The organism is Streptomyces sp. NPDC088400 (assembly GCF_044753355.1).
Classification (GTDB): domain Bacteria; phylum Actinomycetota; class Actinomycetes; order Streptomycetales; family Streptomycetaceae; genus Streptomyces.
This window is the reverse complement of the sequence record NZ_JBIVMZ010000016.1, coordinates 47,103-64,930: the sequence shown is the minus strand read 5'-3', so window position 1 is coordinate 64,930 and position 17,828 is coordinate 47,103. Positions and strand designations below refer to the sequence as shown.

Genomic DNA, 17,828 nt, shown 5'->3' with positions numbered 1-17,828 from the left:
CGGGCAAAAACTCCGTCAATAATCGGACGGGAGTTCCCCGTTGCTCCCGGAACGAGCGATTCAGGCCAGGGCGGTGGCCGGGAGAGGCCCCGCTTCCCGCGCGGCGGAACGCCTGCCGGCAGGGCAGCGCCGGTAGGGCCGTGTGGATGAGTCGGGTACGCGAACGACAGAGGCCCGCGCGTGTACGGGGAAGGGAGGGGGCAGGCGAAGGGTCACTCAAGCAACGCTCTTCGGGTACGGAAGGAAGTGCACGGTCATGGCCGAGTTCCTCACCGACATCGAGACGATCCGGGCGCGGGCGCGCAAGGAGATCGAGAAAGGCCCGGTGACGGAGGCGTACGGCGCCGACGTCGAGCGCGTCCTCCAGGTGCTGAACGAGGCGCTGGCCACCGAAATCGTCTGCACCCTGCGGTACAAACGGCATTACTACACGGCGACGGGGCTGTACTCCGAGCCGGTCGCCGCGGAGTTCCTGGAGCACGCCCAGGAGGAGCAGGAGCACGCGGACCGGCTGGCGCAGCGGATCGTACAGCTGGGCGGTGAGCCCGACTTCAACCCGGACACACTGACCCGGCGCTCCCACGCGCAGTACGACGCGAGTGCGGATCTGATCGAGATGATCAAGGAAGACCTGGTGGCGGAACGCGTGGCCATCGCGTCGTACACGGAGATCGCCCAGTGGCTGGGCGAGGGGGATCCCACCACCCGCCGGGTGTTCGAGGACCTGCTCGCGCAGGAGGAGGAGCACGCCGACGACCTGAGGGGGCTGCTGGAGCGGTTGCCGAAGGCCGTGGGCGGCCGGTCCTGACACCGGGCCACCGCATACGGAACGGGTGACGCCCCACGACGCCCCCGCACGGTCGCTCCGGCGGCATGTGCGGGGGCGTCCCGCATGACGCGCCGCTGAGCGTCGGAATCCTCACCCACACGCCGAGCCCCGGGGCGTGCGCCTGGAGGCATGCGGCTCCCCCGGAGGCATGTGGCTTCCCTCGGGGAATTTCATGGGAAGGCCGTACGAGTTTGGTGCGGAAGCCACCGGGAACACGGTCAATCACGCTATTTTCCTTACATTTACGCGAGGCGGCATGCATTGAATCGTGAAGAGTCCGACGGAAAGACCCGGGTGACCGTTCTGGTGGCACTCGCGGCGAATCTTGTGATCGCCGCAGCCAAAGCCGTAGGCGGTCTGATCACCGGCTCTCCGGCGCTGCTCTCGGAAGCCGCACATTCCGTCGCCGACAGCATGAACGAAGTATTTCTGCTGGCTTCCCTGAAGCGCAGTCACCGTCCCGCCGACGAGCGTCATCCCTTCGGCTACGGAAAGGAGCGCTACTTCTGGGCACTCCTCGCAGCCGTCGGGATCTTTGTGATGGGAGGCTGCTTCTCCTTCTTTCAGGGATTCGAGGCGCTGAACTCGAAGGAGCAGGAATCCGCCAGTGGTTACGAGATCGGGCTGATCGTTCTCGGAGTGGCACTGCTCGCCGAGGGGAGCTCGCTGGTCCGCGCCCTGCTCCAGGTGCGGGGTTCGGAGGGCGAGGTCCGCGATCCGGCGCTCCGTACCGTCATCGCGGAGGATGCGACCGCCGTGCTCGGGGTGCTCTTCGCCATGGCCGGAATGGTGCTGCACCTGATCACCGGTGACATCGTCTGGGAAGCCTGCGCCTCCTTCGCGATCGGTCTGCTCCTCGTCTCCACCGCCTACCGGCTCGGCGCCGAGGCGCGTGGCCAGTTGATCGGTGAGGCGGTCGATCCCGAACTGCGGGAACGGCTCCGTTCGCTGCTCGACGCACAGCCGGAGATCGACAATGTGGACGAGTTGCTGACGATGAAACTCGGGCTCGATTCGACGCTGGTGGCGGCCCGTATCGATCTCGTCCCCGGACTCGACAGCGAGACCGTGGAGCTGGTCTGCGTGCGCATCAAAAAATCCGTGTCGCGCAACTGGCCGGAAGCCGACCATGTATTTCTCGACATCACGGAAGCGCCTTCCGGCGACTGAAGGCGTGTCCGAATGACCCGGTCCCGGAAAAAGAAACATCTGGTTCGCGGACATGGCTTCGATTCCTCAGGGAAAACGACTTCTTGGAGGTTGATAATTATGGTTCCCCTGCTTCTCGTTCTGCTGCTCGCCCTGCTTCTCTTCGGTGCGGGTTTCGCGCTCAAGGCGCTCTGGTGGATCGCGGTCGTCGTGCTGGTGATGTGGCTGCTGGGCTTCGTGATCCGGCCCGCCGCCGGCGGCGGCCGTAAGGGCCGTTGGTACCGCTGGTAGACGGAGTGTCAGAACAACGCGGGTGCCCGGACGGTGTCGTCCGGGCACCCGCGTTCTCACGTGTGGGGGACCGGCGTTTCGCATGTGGGGGACCGGCCGTTAACGTGTGGGGGACCGGCCGCGGCGCGTTCCGGTGTCCCGTCGTTGTGCACGACGGGGAATGATGAGGTAGACACCTCTCCAGCGGGTCGATCGGCATTCAGGCCGCGCGGCCGCTCGACTCTCCGAACGGTTGTGCATGCCTTCTTCGCCGTCCCGCCAGAATCCGATGCAGGGACCCACCGCCGGAGCCGCGCCGAACGCGCGTCCGCAGCACCACGGCATCTTCCTCGAGCCGGCCTACACCGTCGAACTGCCACCCCTCCTGGAGGCCGAGGGCGAGGACGACATCAGCCTGGAGAGTCTCGGGGAACGGACTCCAGTGCGCCGCCGTACCCCTACGCCGCGCCGGGGACCGTCCCGGATGTGACCCGGCCGCACGCCCGGACGGGCCGGGCCGATCACCCGCCCGGACGGGTCTCGTACACGCAGGGGCAGCGGGATCCCACGTCCGGACTGACCCGCCGGAGCACACGCCCGGAAGAGACAGATGATCACCCGGTCCGCAGGTCGTCGTCCCAGTCGATCCGGTAGTACTTCAGCTGCTCGTCCTCCCCGACGAGCCGCATCCCGACGGCGGTCATCACGCGCTGGGACGCGGTGTTGTCGTGACCGGTGTCGCCCCGTACGCAGGTGATGCCCCGCGCCCGCGCGAACCGCAGCAGTTCGCGCAGGGCCTCGGAGGCGTATCCCTGGCCGTGCGCCGACGGGATCAGGCCGTATCCGACGGTGACGCGGAGATCCTCGTCCGGGGCTCCGTGGAAGCCGAGGCCGCCGATCGCGTACCCGTCCTCGCGGCGGCGGATCTCGTACGCGCCGAACGGCCGGGGATCACCGGTGATCGAACACGTCGTCAGATAGCGCCTGGCCCCGACCAGGTCACCGTCGGTGGGGTACCCGGGCGCCCACAGGTCCCCGTCGCCCGGCTCGCCCGCCGCCACCCGCTCGGCCTCCGGCGCACTCAGCGGGTGAAGCACGAGTCGCGCTGTCACAAGATCCTCCATGACACGGAGAGGTATCACGCGCCCCGGCCTCCCGTCACGAGGGGGGCGCCGCACAACGCGCGGGGCACCGGCCGTACGAGGTGTCCGGAGCCCGGAGCGGATCTTCGGCGCGCTCCTCGGCGCACCCGGCACGGGCCCGGTCTTGTCACTCCGTGATGAAGGTTCCGCGTCCGGCACTCAACAACTCCACAGAGAACCTGGAAGGGACGAATCGCACCACCCGCCTCTGCCATATTCGCAAGCCCATTCGGAGGTGGCAGTGACCCAACCCGACGAAGTCCACGCGCTGTCCGTACCGTTGTCCGTGGCGCGCTCCACGCGCGGACGCATCGAGCAGCTGGCGGCGCGGCAGGAACGGGCCCGCGCCGGGCGGCCTCCGCGCGGGCCAGGGCGCGGCAGGCGGCACACGGCCGGCTCACGGCCAGGGAACGGATCGACCGGCTGCTGGACCCGGATTCCTTCACCGAGACCGACGCGTTCGTACGGTCCCGGTCCGGGAGCCCCGACCGGGCCTACGGCGACGGTGCGGTCACCGGTTACGGCACCGTCGACGGACGGGGAGTGTGTCTCTTCGCCCAGGACGCCACCGTGTACGGCGGCAGCATGGGCGAGGCGTGCGGCGAGAAGGTCGTCAAGACGATGGACCTGGCGCTGAAGACCGGCTGTCCGGTCATCGGCCTCGACGACTCGGGCGGCGCACGCATCCAGGAGGGTGTGGTCTCGCTCGCCCTCTACGCCGAGTTGGTCCGCCGCAATGTCGCGGCGTCCGGCGTCGTCCCGCAGATCTCCGTGATCATGGGCCCGTATGCGGGTTGCGCCGCCTACTCCCCGGCCATCACCGACTTCACCGTCATGGTCGACAGCACGTCCCACATGTTCGTCACGGGTCCCGACGTCATCGAGGCGGTCACCGGCGAGCGCACGAGCGCCGAGGAACTCGGCGGCGCTCGCACCACCAACACAGACAACGGCAACGCCCACTTTCTCGCCGAGGACGAGGACGACGCCCTAGACATCGTGCGGGTGCTGCTGTCGTATCTGCCGGTCAACAACCGGGAGCGGCCGCCCGAGTACGCGCCCGCGCACGCTCTCGCGCCCCGCGCCGCAGACCTGCGCCTCGACGGTCTCGTCCCCGACCGTCACGATCTCCCGTACGACATGCGCGAGATCCTGCGTACCGTCGTGGACGACGGTGAACTCCTCGATGTGCACGAGCTGTTCGCACCCAACATCATCTGCGCCCTGGCGCGCGTCGAGGGCCGCGCCGTCGGTGTCGTCGCCAATCAGCCCCAGCACACCGCCGGAGTCCTGGACATCGACGCCTCCGAGAAGGCCGCCCGCTTCGTGCGGTGTTGTGACGCCTTCGGCATTCCGCTGCTGACCTTCGCCGATGTGCCGGGCTATCTCTCCGGGGTCCGCCAGGAACAGGGCGCGGTCAGTGTGCTGCACCGCGGGGAACTCGCCGAGACCGCCGACTCCGAGACGCTCCGCGCGAAACTCGTCGAGGAGTACGAGGCCACCTGCGGCACCCCCTACGCCGCAGCGGAACGCGGCTACGTCGACGCGGTCATCGCCCCGCACACCACACGCGCGCACATCACCCGCGCCCTGCGCGCACCGCGTACCAAACGCACCGTCGCCCCGACCGCAAACACGGCAACATCCCCCTCTGACTCTCTGCCCCTCTGACCCGCTGGCCTTCTGGCCTTCTGGCCCTCTGACTCTCCGACCCCTCTGAGTCCCTTCTCCCTGCCCGTCGCGGCAGCGGAAAGCCCCCGCGACACGAGGAGCCCCATGCCCGCGCACGCCACCCCCGCTCCCAGCCCCAGCCCCGCGCCCGTGGTGACCGCGCCGCTCGGGCCACTCGCCACGCTGCCCGCCCATCTCGACCACTGGGCACAACACACCCCCGACCGCCGCGCACTCACCTACGTCGAACACCCCCTCCCGCACTCGCGCGGAACACACCGCACCCACACCTGGCGCCACCTGTCCGCGCGAACCCGCGCCGTCGCCGCCCGGCTGGCCGCCGCGGTCGGCCCCGGCGAACGCGTCGCCGTCCTCTGCCCGCAGGGCCCCGACTTCGTCATCGGTTTCCTCGCAGTCCTCAGCGCGGGCGCACCCGCAGACGGTGCGCTACCGGCTGCGCCAGCTGGAGAAGCTGTTCGGCGACCGGCTGCGCGCACCGGAGAGCCGGTTCGCACTCTCCGTCGCCCTGCACGCGCGGTACGCCGTGGCCGCGCGCCAGGACAGGAGGCGAGGACCGGGAGCGGGGCCGCCGCCCCTCCGACGGCCCGGGGCCGCGCCGCAGCGGAGACTACGCGCCGCCGGAGACCGCTGAGCCGTACTCCTCCGTCACAGGGCCGTCCTCAACGGGCTCTCCTTCGCGGGGCTGTCCTTCGCGGAGCTGTCCTTCACAGCAGCGTCCGCCGCCGTCAGAAGGGGCAGTTCCGCGAAAGGGTGGGACTGCCAGAGAAGGCGGGAGGTCTCCTCGGGGTAACTGACATCCGCCGTTTCCGTGCCGAATACGCGGACGAGGCGCCGGTGCGGGTCGTACGCGGGCCAGCCCGGCGCCCGGCCGGACGCGAAGCCCGTCCACACGGCGCGGAATTCGGCGGAGAGGGTCTCCGCCTCGGGCGGCGGGTTCTCACCGATCAGCAGGTCGGCGAGGCCGCCGCTGAGGTTGCCGAAGACGAGCGGCACGTCCAGCGCGTGGCAGGCCCCGAGCACACCGCCCATCGCCGGGGATTCCCACGTCAGTTCGTACAGATGGCCCCGGCCGCCGCCGGCCGCCTGGGCCTGCGCGAGACGCAGGGACGGCATGCGGAACAGCCAGTCTGAGCAGACGAGTTCGTGCAGGAGCTCGGCGTCGGCGTCCGGATAGGCGGAGCCGTATGCCCGTGCACTGTCGGACCCCGGTCCCAGCGCGTTCAGGACGGTGCCGGACCGCTCCTCGGTGATCTTGCCGAGCTGCCCGGCCATGGCGGTGAACAGCCGGTACTCGTCGCGGTTGTGCCCCACGATCAGCTCGATGTCCCGCGCGGCCCCGTCCGCCAGTCCCCGCCACGGCGCGGTCGGCAGTACGTCGCCGTCGACGACCGGTGAGTAGGGCGCCGAGGTGTGGGCGACCCGGCCCCAGCGGTCCGCGTGCCCGGCCATCTTCGCGGCAACCCTGTCACCCGCCGGGGCGAGCCGGTCCGGCGCGATGCCCGCCAGGTCGGCCACCGTCGGCCGCAGGCCCAGCCCCGCGGTGATCTCGGCGGCGATGTCATCGGCCAGCGCGGCCGAGAAATACGTGCCGGGCACGCTCTGGGCGATCGCCCGCGAGAACAGTCCGGCGGCGCGGTCCATGACCAGCAGGGCGGCGATCGATCCGGCGCCCGCCGACTCCCCGAAGACGGTCACCCGACCGGGATCGCCGCCGAACGCGGTGATGTTGTCCCGTACCCACTCCAGCGCGGCGATCTGGTCGAGCAGGCCACGGTTGGCGGGCGCCCCCTCGATCGAGGCGAAACCCTCCATGCCCAAGCGGTAGTTGAGGGTCACGACGACCACTCCGCCGCTCTCGGCCAGCCGATGGCCGTCGTAGCTGGGATAACCGGCCGAGCCCGCCATGTAGGCGCCGCCGTGGATCCACACCATGACCGGCAGCCGGGCGGCGGGGCCGGGCTCCGGCGACCACACGTTGACCGTCAGCCAGTTGTCCGGGTCGACTCCCTCGGCGAGCGGCGGGACCTCGCCGTAGAAGGCGGCCTGCGGGCACGGCGGCCCGAACGAGCCCGCGTCCCGCACTCCGTCCCAGGCGGTGACGGGGCGCGGTGCGTCGAACCGCAGCGCGCCGACGGGCGGTTGGGCGTAGGGGATGCCGCGGAAGACGGCGATGCCGCCCTCGCTGCGGCCTCTCAGCCTTCCGGCAGGGATGCGCAGGTCCGTCCTGGCGGAGTCGGCCGCGGTCATCGGAGGTCCTCTCGGCAGGGCCGGCCCGGGTGGGCCGACGGGGGAGTGCCTCGTACGCCGCGTACGAGGCCGCACTCCTCGACAACGTCCGGGCGGCGCGGCCTGGTTCCCGTTGCTCAATTCCGGATGAATTCCCGGACGGCGCTTGTCATTTCTCTGTACAACCCTTCGGGCGCGCTCCCTCCTAGTGTGAAATCCCCTTGGCTGCGCGACCGTCCTGGAAATGCGGCCGCGCATGATGCGCGAAGGATTCCCCCCCCATGCGTTCACCCTCATTCGGGCGTCGGCGACGGACCGTCACGCGCCTGGCCGTCGCGGCCTCGCTCATCGCGGGCGGCTCGGCCCGCGGTACCTTCGAGCCGGGCACGCTGGGCGCCATTGTCGGCGACCCGGTCTTCGCGGCGCTGAAGAAGCAGATCACCGGAAAGACCCTCACCAGCTACCGCGCGGACTATCCGGCGGATCTCGGTCTCACCTCGGCCGCACAAGGAAATGCCGAACTCGTCAACCGGGTACGGAACCAGGCCACGTCCTGCCCGAATCAGAAGTTCATTCTGGTCGGCTATTCGCAGGGTGCGAATGTCGTGGACAATTCCATCGGCATCAGCAGTGACGGCGCGGTGGTCGGCAGCCCGATCGTCGCCACGATTCCCGCCTCGGCCGAGCCGAAGGTCGCCGCGGTGCTGCTGTTCGGCAATCCGATCCGGGCGCTCGGCAAGAGCGTCACGGGTACGTACGCGAGCCGCGCGAAGGACTCCTGCGCGACGGGCGACCCGGTGTGTGGGAAGGGCGGCGGTGATGTGCTCGCCCATCTGGGCTACGGCGCGAACGCGGACGAGGCCGCCGCCTTCGCGGCGGGCAAGGTCTGACCCGAACTGCTCTCGAACTGCCTCTGATCAGATCTGATCGACCCGATCCGACTCGACCCGCACAGGAATGGTGCCCGGAAGCCGATGCCTCCGGGCACCATTCCTATGGGCTGGGGCGGCTCGGTCGGCTCGGTCGGTGGACGGATTCCGCGCTCTGGCCGCATGGTTCGGTTTCGCCTTCTCAGCGAAGTTGCTCGGCCAGTCCCACGATGACGCCCTCCGGGCCGCGGACGTAGCAGAGCAGATAGCTGTCCTCGAACCGGGCGATCTCGCCGACGAGTTCGGCGCCGTGAGGGCGCAGGCGGGCAACGGTGTCCTCGATGTCGTCGACGGCGAACATGACGCGGTGCGTGCCCAGAATGTTGTGCGGCCGGTTGCGCGGCCCGGCGCTGATCGCCGCGGGGCTGCGGTACTTCGCCAACTCGATCCGGCTGTGACCGTCCGGGGTCCGGACCATCGCGATGTCACAGCGGACGCCGTCGAGTCCGGTGCACTGGTCGGCGACGAGGCCCTCGACCTCCGCCCTGCCCTCCAGCTCCATACCGAGTTCCACGAAGAACGCGATGGCAGCATCCATGTCCTCGACGACGATGCCGACGTTGTCCATCCGCTGAATCGCCATGCTGTTTTCTCCTTCTTCCTCGTGCGGCCGGTGGTGGCCGCTGATGTTCCTGGGACGGCGCCGGTGGCACGTTCTCGACATCCTCGGACCAGCCGAACTCCGAAAAATCTGGATCATGCCTCAGCACCGCTACAGCAGACCCGCGAGCCAGGCGCCACCACCGAGGGTGAGTGCGGCGCAGGTGGCCGCTCCCAAGAAGATGATCAGCCGCAGCGGGCCGTCCACGCTTGGCGACGCTTCCTCGACGATTCGCGGCGTGGGCGCTTGAGCATCGCACCTCCCCAATCAGTTCACGGTGCCTGCCCGAGGGCCGCGTCCTCGCACCCGACTGGCATCCCGATCAGGCGACCGAGTTCAACGGTGCCGTCTGGCCCTGCCTGGGCTCCGCCGTCTGGGCCCTGCGCACCACCACCAGCTTCGAAGACGCGATACGCGCGGCGATCGACCTCGGCGGAGACACGGACACCGTCGCGGCGGTGACCGGAGGCCTCGCGGGGGCGTACTACGGGCTGGACGCAATCCCCGCCCACTGGACCCAGCCGCTCCATGTCCCCCTCCCAGGGTTCGACGGACGGGTACTGCACCTGGCAGATCTGCTCCACCTCGCACACCGCCTCGGAGGCTGAATCGGCTCCTGCTCCGCGATGGCACCCTTCATGAACTCCAGCTCTCGGCAGCAGTCACCTGACCAGCGGCTCCGCAAGGAGGACGACTCGATCAGCTTCGGCATCGAATCCGAGCACCGGAAGGCCGCCGGCGCTCTCCGGGTTCATCAGCACCGGCTTGCCCAACCGCCGCCCGATCTCCCGCAAGAAGCCGCAGAAGGGGCAAGATGGTCCTCATGACAAAGCTGTCCGTACGCTCGGTCCGTCGCTCCTCTGGTTCGGTGCTGTCGTTGTGGTCACAGGACTCTGTGTTGTCGATCGGCTCAGTGGGATCGGTGCTGTCCGTGGGGTCCGTCGGTTCGGCCTTGTCGGTCGGCTCGATCGGAAGTGCTCTGTCGGTGGGCTCGATCGGTTCCTCCCTGTCGCTGATCTCAACCGGGTCGTGGCTGAGTACAGGATCGTTGTTCTCCGCGCAGTCGCGGTGGTCGGTGCTGTCCTGGCGTTCCTCTCGCGGTTTCCTGGCCGCAGGAGCGGTAGGGGCAGCGACCGGAGGCGCTCTGCTGTTGGCCCAGATGCTGCACAAGGCCGAAACCGGCACCGGTTGACTTGTCCTGCTCGGCATCGTCGTCGCGGACGTCATCAGCACTGCTGGGGGCGGTGGCGGGGAGGGGTCCCGGTCGTAGCGGGTTTAATGGCGGCCATGATGCGTAGAACGTCATCCACCAAGGTCCTGGCCGTAGTTGTCGCTGTCGTGTTCGCCGCCCTCACGTCGTGTTCCTCGGATTCTTCGGACGGGTCCTCCGCCGAGGACCGGCCCAGTGGGTCCGGCTCCGGGGCGTCGGCGTCGGACCCCGGTCCGAGTCCCACGGAGACGGCCACGCCGTCGCCCTCCCCGACCGGGCCGTGCGCTGACGGGACGTGTGAGATCGAGGTCGCCGTGGGGGACGTCGTGACCGTGCCGGAAAAGTACGGCCTCGGGCCGATCAAAGTAACGGCGATCACCGGCGGGAGGGTCGAGATGGCCGCGCCGCTGACGGGGTCGGGCTACAGCGTTTCGGGCTGTTCCGGTGGCGGCAGCGTGTCCTCGGGTGGCGGTGGCGGCGTCGGGCTCAGCTGCGGTGAGGGACCCGCCGCGACCATCAACGACGCCATGAGCCTGGAGGTCGTCGAGATCCGCGACACCGCCGCCGTCCTCCGTATCGAACCCGTTGGGTGACGTACGGCTCGGCCCTTGGGTCAGGGTTCCGTACGAGAGGGGGGCCGGTCATGCGGGGACGGTGCCGAGCGGCCGTCGCCGGATGCGGCCCCCAACTCGTCAGCCGGGCAGGGGCGCGCGGATGACAGGGGACCAAGGGGCACCACCCCGTTGTCCATGCTCGCGGCCTGGTTGACGACTCGGTGCGTAGGCCCTGAATCAGGCCTACGAGCCTGGGGGTCATGTGAGACTTGCGGCATGGATATGGGGCGTGAATCGCGGTGGGAAAAGGACGCGATGACGGTGGAGATCATGTTCGCCCTGGTGACAGCCGCTGTGCTGGCCGCAGTCGTGTTCGGTGTGCTCTTGGTTCTGGCATTGGCCGTCGGCCTTTCCGAACCGGTCGGGGAAGGCCTGCTCGTCGGGGGAGGCGTGTTCGCTGTGGCTGCGGCGGTGTGGCGCGTGGTGCGTGTGCTGACGCGCTTCGATGCGCGTCGGAAGCAAGGGCGTTGAGCCGGCAGGCGTCGGCGTCCCACTCGCGGGCGTAGATCAGTTCCTCCGCGTCCTGGATCGGCAGATCGATCCAAGACGGGGCAAACAAGCACACGAAGCTCCTGGCAGACAGGGCGTTCTTGGTCGAGAACTCGTCAACCAGGAGCTTCGTCGTTTCGCAGGAGCGTCCCATCTCACGGTCGGCACCCTGAGATGGGAAACGCTCAGTGAGTCACCGCGAACGCCGCGAGATTCGTGGCGGCTTTGTCAGCGGCGTACAAGAGGCCGGACGGCAGGCGGGGCGACAGCGGGAGACGGTGACACGGGGAGAAGATGACAGGAGACGCCGCGCGGTTCCTGCTGAGCCGCGCGGTCCCTACTGAAGGGGGAACGGAACTCCGCGTTCCGACTCGGGGCGGGGGCCGAAGACACGGCGGTCGCTCTCCTGGATCGGGACGTCGTTGATGCTGGCCTCGCGGCGGGACATCAGTCCGTGCCCGTCGAACTCCCACAGTTCGTTGCCGTACGAGCGCCACCACTGGCCGTCGGCGTCGTGGCTCTCGTACTGGAAGCGCACGGCGATGCGGTTGCCGTCGAAGGCCCACAGCTCCTTGCGCAGCGCGTAGTCGAGTTCGCGGTCCCATTTCCTCGTCAGCAGTTCGACGATGGCGTCCCGGCCGGTGACAAAGGTGTCGCGGTTCCGCCACCGCGAGTCCTCGGTGTAGGCCAGGGAGACTTTCCGTGGGTCGCGGGTGTTCCACGCGTCCTCGGCGGCCTGGACCTTCTGCTTCGCCGTGTCGAGGGTGAAGGGCGGAAACGGCGGACGCGCGTTCATACGGTGTCTTTCGTCGCAGGGGCGGTGGAGGGCGGCAGCGGGAACATGATGATCCACTCTCCTCCATGCTCACCGATACGGTCGATCAGCCGCAACTCCTCGCGGTGGGCGCCCTGGTGACCGCGACGGTTCCCGATCTCACCGGGCTCGTCGTACGGGCACGGTGAGGCCTGATGGCCACCGGCATCGCATGACTGATCGCAGCCGGCGGTCAGTTCGGATCACCGGGCGTCAGCGGGGACCGGCGGACGCCGACCGGGAGGCCGGCATCCGCCCCGCCGAGACCGCCGAGGCGAGCGCCGCGTGGTCGGCCGCGTTCCGGTCGGCGTAGCGCAGCGCGAAGTCGGCCATGGCGCCGTCGAACATGCCCGAGCCGCCGAGGTAGTGGGCGATGGCGATCCGGTCACCGGACCGTGCGTGCGCCCGGGCCAGGGCCGTACCGCACAGCCTCGCGTAGTCGTGCAGCAGCGACGGCGACAGGTCGTCCACGGCGGCCGAGCCCTTCATGTCGCGCAACTGACGCCAGTAGAAGTGCCGGCCCTCCGGTCCGGTGACCCAGCCGAGGAAGACATCGCCCGCGGCTTGCAGCAGCCGCTGCCCCGCGACCACCCGATGGCCCTGGTGCGGGTACGCACTGCGCTGGAGATACGGTTCGAGCACGGAGCTCTCGGCCTCCTTGATCTGGAGGAACAGCGGATCCCCGGCGGCCCGTCCCTCCAGCAGCACGATGTGGCAGCGCCTGCCGACCCCGGCGACCCCCGCGACCTTGCGCGCCGCGTCGACAAAGCCGAAGCGGTCCAGGAGCATGCGCCGTTCCTCCGGGAGCGTGCTCCGGTAGCCGATGAAGATCCTGCGCAGGACGGCCGTCTCCAGCCGTCCGATCGGTTCCAGCAGCGGCGGATCGGGCGTGATCCTGCGCTGCCCGTCCGATGTGTCGATGAGTCTCTCCAACTCCCGCAGGGTCGTCCGCTGTCCGGCCCCGGACGGCTGCCCCTCGACCGGTCCATGGTGCCGCGACCGTACGAGGGACAGGATGTCCGCGGTGTCGACGCGGTCGTACCAGACATCGATCTCGCCGAGGACGGCCAGCCGGTGCATCGACGTCCGGTACGCCTCGGCCGCGCCGCGCACGGCTGACCGGGCCTCGTCGTCCGACTGACCGTTGTCGCGGGCGGCGACCGCGATACTCACCGCGAGCCGCTTCACATCCCACTCGAACGGGCCCGGCAGTGTCTCGTCGAAGTCATTGAGGTCGAAGAGCAGGGCACGCTCGGGCGAGGCGAACACACCGAAGTTCAGCAGATGCGCGTCCCCGCAGAGCTGGACGGTCAGTCCCGTGCTGGGCTGGGCGGCCAGATCGGCGGCCATGACGGCGGCGGCGCCGCGCAGATACTCGAACGGCGAGGCGGCCATCCGTTCATAGCGCAGCGGGAGCAGTTCGGGGACCCGGGTGGCGTCCTGCCGTGCCAGTACGGTGAGCGGATCGAGGCGGTCGGCACCTGGTATCCACAGTCCGTGTGACGAGCGGGACGCCTGCTTGCGCGCGGCCCGCCCGCGCTCCGCCCGATCGGCGGGGGTGGTCATGGCGGGCCCCTCTCGCTCCGGCGGATCGGTGCCACAGCACCGTCAGGGCGGGCACGGCCACGGTGTACGGACTGACACGGCGGCTCAGTACGAGCATCCCGCCCCGTCCATCGGGCAGCCCGGTGTGGCAGCCATTCGAGTGGTGCCGCGCAAGCGGGGCGCGCCGGGGGCACGAAGGGGCGCTCGTTCCATTCCGCACGCCCCTTCGGCAGGCGAGTATTCATGGAACGGGGCGTGTCGCCGTGCGGTGCGTGACATGCTCGATAAGCGCCCTTACCGGTGACAACACCGCGCGTTCACAGGGCGATTCGGGAGGTCGGATGGATCCGGTCCGTAAAGCCGCGCGTACCCCGTCGGCCGCCCCCGACGGCGGACCGGCAATCCCGACGGGTGGTGGCACAACCGGTACGGGCGGTGGCACAACCCGTACGGGCTGCGGGGCAACCCGTACGGGCACTGCGCCGACCCACCACGGTGGCGCGTCGGCACCGACGGTTCCGGACCGTCGGGCGCTGCGACGCGAGCGGCTGCTCGCGACCGCGACCGAGTTGTTCACCGCGCGCGGCTACCCGGCCACGTCCATCGAGCGCATCTGCGCCAGCGCCCATGTATCCATCCGCGCCTTCTACGAGGAATTCGAGAGCCGGGACGCGCTGCTGATCGCTCTGCACAACGAGGTCGCGCGCGCCGGCATGGAAGCCACGCTGACGGTTCTGAGCGATCCCGCGACGGAGTCCGCGACCACCCGCGAAAGGATCACGGCGCTGGCCCATGCCTTCCTGGACGCCGTCACCACCGACCCCTCGGCCACCCGGATCGCCTTCGTCGAGATCGTGGGGGCCGGACGCCCGGTGGAGGAGCACCGGCTGTTGTGGCGCAGCCTGTGGTCCGACTTCCTGACGGGGGAGGCGGAGCGCGCCGTCGAGCGCGGCGAGGCCGCCCCGCGTGACTACACGCTCGCCATGGTCGCCCTCATCGGCGCCGTCAACGAGCTGATCGCGCACTGGGCCCGTAACAGCACCACACTCTCGCGGGAACGGCTGGCCGACGAGCTGACCCGCCACGCCCTCGCCACTCTCGGCATCACCGTGGACAGCGTGTCCACGGACAGCATCCCCGCGGACAAGACCTCCACCGACAAGACCTCCGCCGTCAACACCTCTGCGGACAGCGCGCCCGTGGACGGCGTCTCCACGGACGGTATTCCGGCGGCCGACGCCCTCACGGACGAAGGGGAATGACGCGATGGCCGGACTCTGGCATCAGGTTCTGCGCACCATGTCCCAGCCCGGGGCGTCGCCGGACGACGATCTGCTCGCCCGGGCCGCCGCGGACATCGCGCTGCGCGACGATCCCCACCCGCGCGCCGATGCGGAGCGGGTCCTTGAGATCGCGCGCGCCGAATTCGCCGCCGTCCTCACCACGGGCCAGGCCCAGGCCGCCCTCGACCGCGCCCGCAGGCAGGGAGAGCGGGGAGAACCGGGGGAGCGGCCGGCTCCGTGAGCGTCCGGAGGCGGACGCGCCCCTGACGTCGCCTTTCCGGGCGTGGCCGGCGGATACCGTCCGGCCGCCGACGGGGCGGGCTCCGGACGCCGCGTGAGCTCCTCGCGCAGCGGACCGCCCAGAGGGCGGGTCGGACGAGTCGTCTAACCTGAGGGAACGATGAACCGTTTGACGACAGCCTGGGGCGAATTCGGCCTCACTCGATTCCCCGAGCACCCCCGCGACACGCTGCGCGCGTGGGACACCGCCGACGAGTATCTGTTGCGGCACCTCGCGGGAACCGACGGAACCGAAGCCGGGCCGAAGGATCCTGACGAGCCGGCCGACTCGGCCGAGCCCTCCGAGCCGACTGAGTCCACGGATCCCGCGGAGCCCACGGACCTGTCCGGCACCGTGGTCGTCGTCGGCGACCGGTGGGGCGCCCTGACCACGGTTCTCGCCGCGCGCCGGCTCGAACAGCTTGTCACCGGGCCCCTCGTCCAGATCACCGACTCGTATCTGACCCAGCAGGCCACCCGCGCCAATCTGCGGCGCGCCGGCGCCGGTACGGACGCCGTGCGGCTGCTGTCCGTCAGGGACACTCCGCCGGACCGGATCGACGTCCTGCTGATCCGCGTACCCAAGAGCCTGGCGCTGCTGGAGGACCAGCTGTACCGCCTCGCTCCGGGCGTCCACCCGGGTACCGTCGTCGTCGGTACGGGACGGGTCACCGAGATCCACACCTCCACCCTGAAGCTGTTCGAGCAGATCCTCGGTCCGACCAGGACCTCGCTGGCGGTCCGGAAGTCACGACTGATCCTCTCCGCGCCCGCGGCCGGCCGGGTGCGGGCGCCCAGCCCCTGGCCGCACAGCTATGAGCTGCCGGACGAGATCGGTGCCGTATCGGGCCGTACGGTCGTCAACCACGCGGGGATCTTCTGCGCGGAACGGCTCGACATCGGCACCCGGTTCTTCCTGCGCAACCTTCCGCGGAGTCGAGGCCGCGACCATGTGGTCGACCTCGGCTGCGGGAACGGTGTGATCGGCACCGCAGTGGCCCTGGACAACCCGGAGGCCAGGGTGACGTTCATCGACGAGTCGTTCTCGGCCGTGGCCTCGGCGGAGGCCACCTTCCGTAAGAACGTGGACGCGCGGACCCTGGCCGAATTCGTCCTCGGCGACGGCCTGTCCGACGTACCGGCCGGGACGGTCGACCTCGTGCTGAACAACCCGCCGTTCCACACCCATCAGGCGACGACCGACGCGACGGCCTGGCGGATGTTCACGGGGGCGCGTGCGGCGCTGCGGCCCGGCGGTGAACTGTGGATTGTCGGCAACCGCCACCTCGGCTACCACGCCAAGCTGCGACGGCTCTTCGGCAACTGCGAGACCGTGACGAGCGATCCGAAGTTCGTCGTTCTGCGCGCCGTCAAACGCTGATACGGGGGCCTCGTCAGGGTTTCCGGTGCCACGGCTGTCGCCCGAGGCGTGATGTCAGCAGCCGTCAGCCGTCAGCCGTCAGCCGTCAGCCGTCAGCCGTCAGCCGTCAGCCGTCGGTCTTCGGTCTTCGGTCTTCGGTCGTCAGCCGACCGTCGCGAGCGAGACCTCCGTCGACTTGATCAGCGCGGTCACAGCCGAACCGGCCACGATCCCGAGGTCGTTGACGGCGTCCTTGGTGATCGCGGCGGTCAACTCGGCTCCCTGCACGGTGACTTTCACCGCGGACATGGCGACATCGGTGGTCACATGGGCGACCGTGCCGGGGATGTGATTACGGATACTGAGTCCCGCGACCGGGCCCGTCGCCAGCGAGATTTCCGTGGCCTTGATCAGCGCCCGTACGGCCGTCCCCACGACAAGGTCCAGGTCTTCGACCGCCTCCAGGGTGATGGCCGAGGTGATCTGCTGGCCACCGTCCAGACGCACCTTGACCACGGCCATGGCCGCGCCGGGGACGACGCCGACGACGGTGCCGGGCAGTTGATTGCGGATGCTCAGGCTCAGACTCATGAAGATACGCCCCAGGGTTCGAGTGGCAGGGGATCGAGCGTCACGTTTTCAACCACTATGTCCCTTGTAGTCTAGTGCCGCGACCGGTGTTGGGCCTTCCTCCAGGCGAACTCGCATCTGCGGTGGGGAATCCTCCAAAGGATTGTGAATGCGAGCCAATTCGGCCTATCTTGTCGCACATGCAGTCCTACACAATCGGCCAGGCGGCGCGGTTGCTCGGGGTGAGTCCCGACACCGTGCGCCGCTGGGCCGACGCCGGCCGGGTCGCGACACACCGCGACGAAGGCGGCCGTCGTCTCATCGACGGCCGTGCCCTCGCGGCCTTCTCCGTCGAGGTCGGGCAGAGCGGCGCCGGCGAGGACGAGGTCCCGTACACCTCTGCCCGCAACGCGTTCCCGGGCATCGTCACCGCGGTCAAACTCGGCGATGTCGCTGCCCAGGTGGAGATCCAGGCGGGGCCGCACCGACTGGTCTCCCTGCTGACGCGCGAAGCCGTCGAGGAACTGGGATTCGAGGTCGGTATGCAGGCCACCGCCCGCGTGAAATCCACCAGCGTGCACATCGACCTCACGTGAGTGCCCCGCGTCCCTTCCCGGGCCGTCCCTGACCGGGCTGTCGCGGCGTCACGGGCCCGTCCGGGAGAGCGAGTCGACCGTACGTCCCCGGGCCGCTGCCGTCGCCGTTTCTCCCGCACTTGCCGGCTCTCCCACACCCGCCCGTGGCCTCGCATCGGCCGCATCCGGCGCTCCGTCCCGCACCCGGTGCTCCGCCACCATCCGCTCTCGCCGTCCGTTCCGGGCCGCAC

The 17,828-nt window shown here is 69.6% G+C and carries 19 protein-coding genes and 3 pseudogenes; 16 read left to right on the top strand and 6 right to left on the bottom strand.

Annotation, left to right across the window (positions count from 1 at the left end; translation table 11 throughout):
* Nucleotides 1–256: 256 nt before the first annotated feature.
* The 4 genes from ACIQD6_RS31320 (at nucleotide 257) to ACIQD6_RS31305 (ending at nucleotide 2,738) form a co-directional block, all read left to right on the top strand.
* Nucleotides 257–808: a bacterioferritin gene (locus ACIQD6_RS31320; protein ID WP_401889022.1), complete on the top strand. Its 552-nt coding sequence runs from the start codon at nucleotides 257–259 to the stop codon at nucleotides 806–808.
* Between the two features lie 282 nt (nucleotides 809–1,090).
* On the top strand, nucleotides 1,091–1,999 hold the full coding sequence (locus ACIQD6_RS31315; protein WP_401889019.1) for a cation diffusion facilitator family transporter: 909 nt from the start codon (nucleotides 1,091–1,093) through the stop codon (nucleotides 1,997–1,999).
* 99 nt (nucleotides 2,000–2,098) lie between these two features.
* Complete coding sequence (locus ACIQD6_RS31310; protein ID WP_401889016.1) at nucleotides 2,099–2,269, top strand: hydrophobic protein; 171 nt, start codon at nucleotides 2,099–2,101, stop codon at nucleotides 2,267–2,269.
* 238 nt (nucleotides 2,270–2,507) lie between these two features.
* Nucleotides 2,508–2,738, top strand: a complete 231-nt coding sequence (locus ACIQD6_RS31305) for a hypothetical protein (RefSeq protein ID WP_401889013.1) — start codon at nucleotides 2,508–2,510, stop codon at nucleotides 2,736–2,738.
* 124 nt (nucleotides 2,739–2,862) lie between these two features.
* Here ACIQD6_RS31305 and ACIQD6_RS31300 read toward each other — a convergent pair whose 3' ends face one another.
* Complete coding sequence (locus ACIQD6_RS31300) at nucleotides 2,863–3,372, bottom strand: GNAT family N-acetyltransferase (protein WP_401889011.1); 510 nt, start codon at nucleotides 3,370–3,372, stop codon at nucleotides 2,863–2,865.
* A gap of 286 nt (nucleotides 3,373–3,658) precedes the next feature.
* On the opposite strand from ACIQD6_RS31300, the pseudogene ACIQD6_RS31295 reads away from it, so the two are divergent.
* The 3 genes and pseudogenes from ACIQD6_RS31295 (at nucleotide 3,659) to ACIQD6_RS31285 (ending at nucleotide 5,713) form a co-directional block, all read left to right on the top strand.
* Nucleotides 3,659–5,045, top strand: a pseudogene (locus tag ACIQD6_RS31295) (acyl-CoA carboxylase subunit beta).
* Between the two features lie 121 nt (nucleotides 5,046–5,166).
* Nucleotides 5,167–5,469: pseudogene (locus tag ACIQD6_RS31290) on the top strand (AMP-binding protein); the annotation flags it as partial.
* A gap of 34 nt (nucleotides 5,470–5,503) precedes the next feature.
* Nucleotides 5,504–5,713: a helix-turn-helix domain-containing protein gene (locus ACIQD6_RS31285; protein WP_401889008.1), complete on the top strand. Its 210-nt coding sequence runs from the start codon at nucleotides 5,504–5,506 to the stop codon at nucleotides 5,711–5,713.
* A gap of 14 nt (nucleotides 5,714–5,727) precedes the next feature.
* Here the strand turns inward: ACIQD6_RS31285 and ACIQD6_RS31280 are convergent, their stop codons facing one another.
* Nucleotides 5,728–7,329, bottom strand: a complete 1,602-nt coding sequence (locus ACIQD6_RS31280) for a carboxylesterase/lipase family protein (protein ID WP_401889005.1) — start codon at nucleotides 7,327–7,329, stop codon at nucleotides 5,728–5,730.
* Nucleotides 7,330–7,589: 260 nt separating this feature from the next.
* On the opposite strand from ACIQD6_RS31280, the gene ACIQD6_RS31275 reads away from it, so the two are divergent.
* Entirely contained in the window at nucleotides 7,590–8,198 is a 609-nt protein-coding gene (locus tag ACIQD6_RS31275) for a cutinase family protein (RefSeq protein WP_401889002.1), read from the top strand.
* Nucleotides 8,199–8,379: 181 nt separating this feature from the next.
* Here the strand turns inward: ACIQD6_RS31275 and ACIQD6_RS31270 are convergent, their stop codons facing one another.
* Nucleotides 8,380–8,820, bottom strand: coding sequence for a VOC family protein (locus ACIQD6_RS31270; RefSeq protein WP_401888999.1), 441 nt, complete (start codon nucleotides 8,818–8,820; stop codon nucleotides 8,380–8,382).
* A gap of 314 nt (nucleotides 8,821–9,134) precedes the next feature.
* Here ACIQD6_RS31270 and ACIQD6_RS31265 point away from each other — a divergent pair.
* The 4 genes and pseudogenes from ACIQD6_RS31265 to ACIQD6_RS31250 form a co-directional block, all read left to right on the top strand.
* A pseudogene (locus tag ACIQD6_RS31265) lies at nucleotides 9,135–9,446 on the top strand (ADP-ribosylglycohydrolase family protein); the annotation flags it as partial.
* A gap of 215 nt (nucleotides 9,447–9,661) precedes the next feature.
* Entirely contained in the window at nucleotides 9,662–10,030 is a 369-nt protein-coding gene (locus ACIQD6_RS31260) for a hypothetical protein (RefSeq protein ID WP_401888996.1), read from the top strand.
* Between the two features lie 344 nt (nucleotides 10,031–10,374).
* On the top strand, nucleotides 10,375–10,641 hold the full coding sequence (locus ACIQD6_RS31255; RefSeq protein WP_401888994.1) for a hypothetical protein: 267 nt from the start codon (nucleotides 10,375–10,377) through the stop codon (nucleotides 10,639–10,641).
* Nucleotides 10,642–10,878: 237 nt separating this feature from the next.
* A complete protein-coding gene (locus ACIQD6_RS31250; RefSeq protein ID WP_401888991.1) occupies nucleotides 10,879–11,133 on the top strand; it encodes a DUF6332 family protein in 255 nt (84 codons plus the stop codon).
* Nucleotides 11,134–11,488: 355 nt separating this feature from the next.
* Here ACIQD6_RS31250 and ACIQD6_RS31245 read toward each other — a convergent pair whose 3' ends face one another.
* Complete coding sequence (locus ACIQD6_RS31245) at nucleotides 11,489–11,947, bottom strand: nuclear transport factor 2 family protein (protein WP_401888988.1); 459 nt, start codon at nucleotides 11,945–11,947, stop codon at nucleotides 11,489–11,491.
* A 231-nt stretch (nucleotides 11,948–12,178) separates the two neighbouring features.
* Nucleotides 12,179–13,531 carry a DUF2252 domain-containing protein gene (locus tag ACIQD6_RS31240; protein ID WP_401888986.1) on the bottom strand — a complete coding sequence of 451 codons (1,353 nt, stop codon included), beginning with the start codon at nucleotides 13,529–13,531 and terminating at the stop codon, nucleotides 12,179–12,181.
* A 320-nt stretch (nucleotides 13,532–13,851) separates the two neighbouring features.
* Here ACIQD6_RS31240 and ACIQD6_RS31235 point away from each other — a divergent pair, with 320 nt between their 5' ends.
* From ACIQD6_RS31235 to ACIQD6_RS31225, 3 genes are all read left to right on the top strand, one after another.
* Nucleotides 13,852–14,772, top strand: a complete 921-nt coding sequence (locus tag ACIQD6_RS31235) for a TetR/AcrR family transcriptional regulator (protein ID WP_401888983.1) — start codon at nucleotides 13,852–13,854, stop codon at nucleotides 14,770–14,772.
* A gap of 4 nt (nucleotides 14,773–14,776) precedes the next feature.
* On the top strand, nucleotides 14,777–15,034 hold the full coding sequence (locus ACIQD6_RS31230; protein ID WP_401888980.1) for a hypothetical protein: 258 nt from the start codon (nucleotides 14,777–14,779) through the stop codon (nucleotides 15,032–15,034).
* Nucleotides 15,035–15,193: 159 nt separating this feature from the next.
* On the top strand, nucleotides 15,194–16,453 hold the full coding sequence (locus ACIQD6_RS31225) for a methyltransferase (RefSeq protein ID WP_401888978.1): 1,260 nt from the start codon (nucleotides 15,194–15,196) through the stop codon (nucleotides 16,451–16,453).
* Nucleotides 16,454–16,594: 141 nt separating this feature from the next.
* Here the strand turns inward: ACIQD6_RS31225 and ACIQD6_RS31220 are convergent, their stop codons facing one another.
* Nucleotides 16,595–17,017, bottom strand: coding sequence for a molybdopterin-binding protein (locus tag ACIQD6_RS31220; RefSeq protein ID WP_401889266.1), 423 nt, complete (start codon nucleotides 17,015–17,017; stop codon nucleotides 16,595–16,597).
* 185 nt (nucleotides 17,018–17,202) lie between these two features.
* Between ACIQD6_RS31220 and ACIQD6_RS31215 the strand changes: the two genes are divergently transcribed.
* Nucleotides 17,203–17,598 carry a molybdopterin-binding protein gene (locus ACIQD6_RS31215; protein WP_401888975.1) on the top strand — a complete coding sequence of 132 codons (396 nt, stop codon included), beginning with the start codon at nucleotides 17,203–17,205 and terminating at the stop codon, nucleotides 17,596–17,598.
* Nucleotides 17,599–17,828 lie beyond the last annotated feature (230 nt).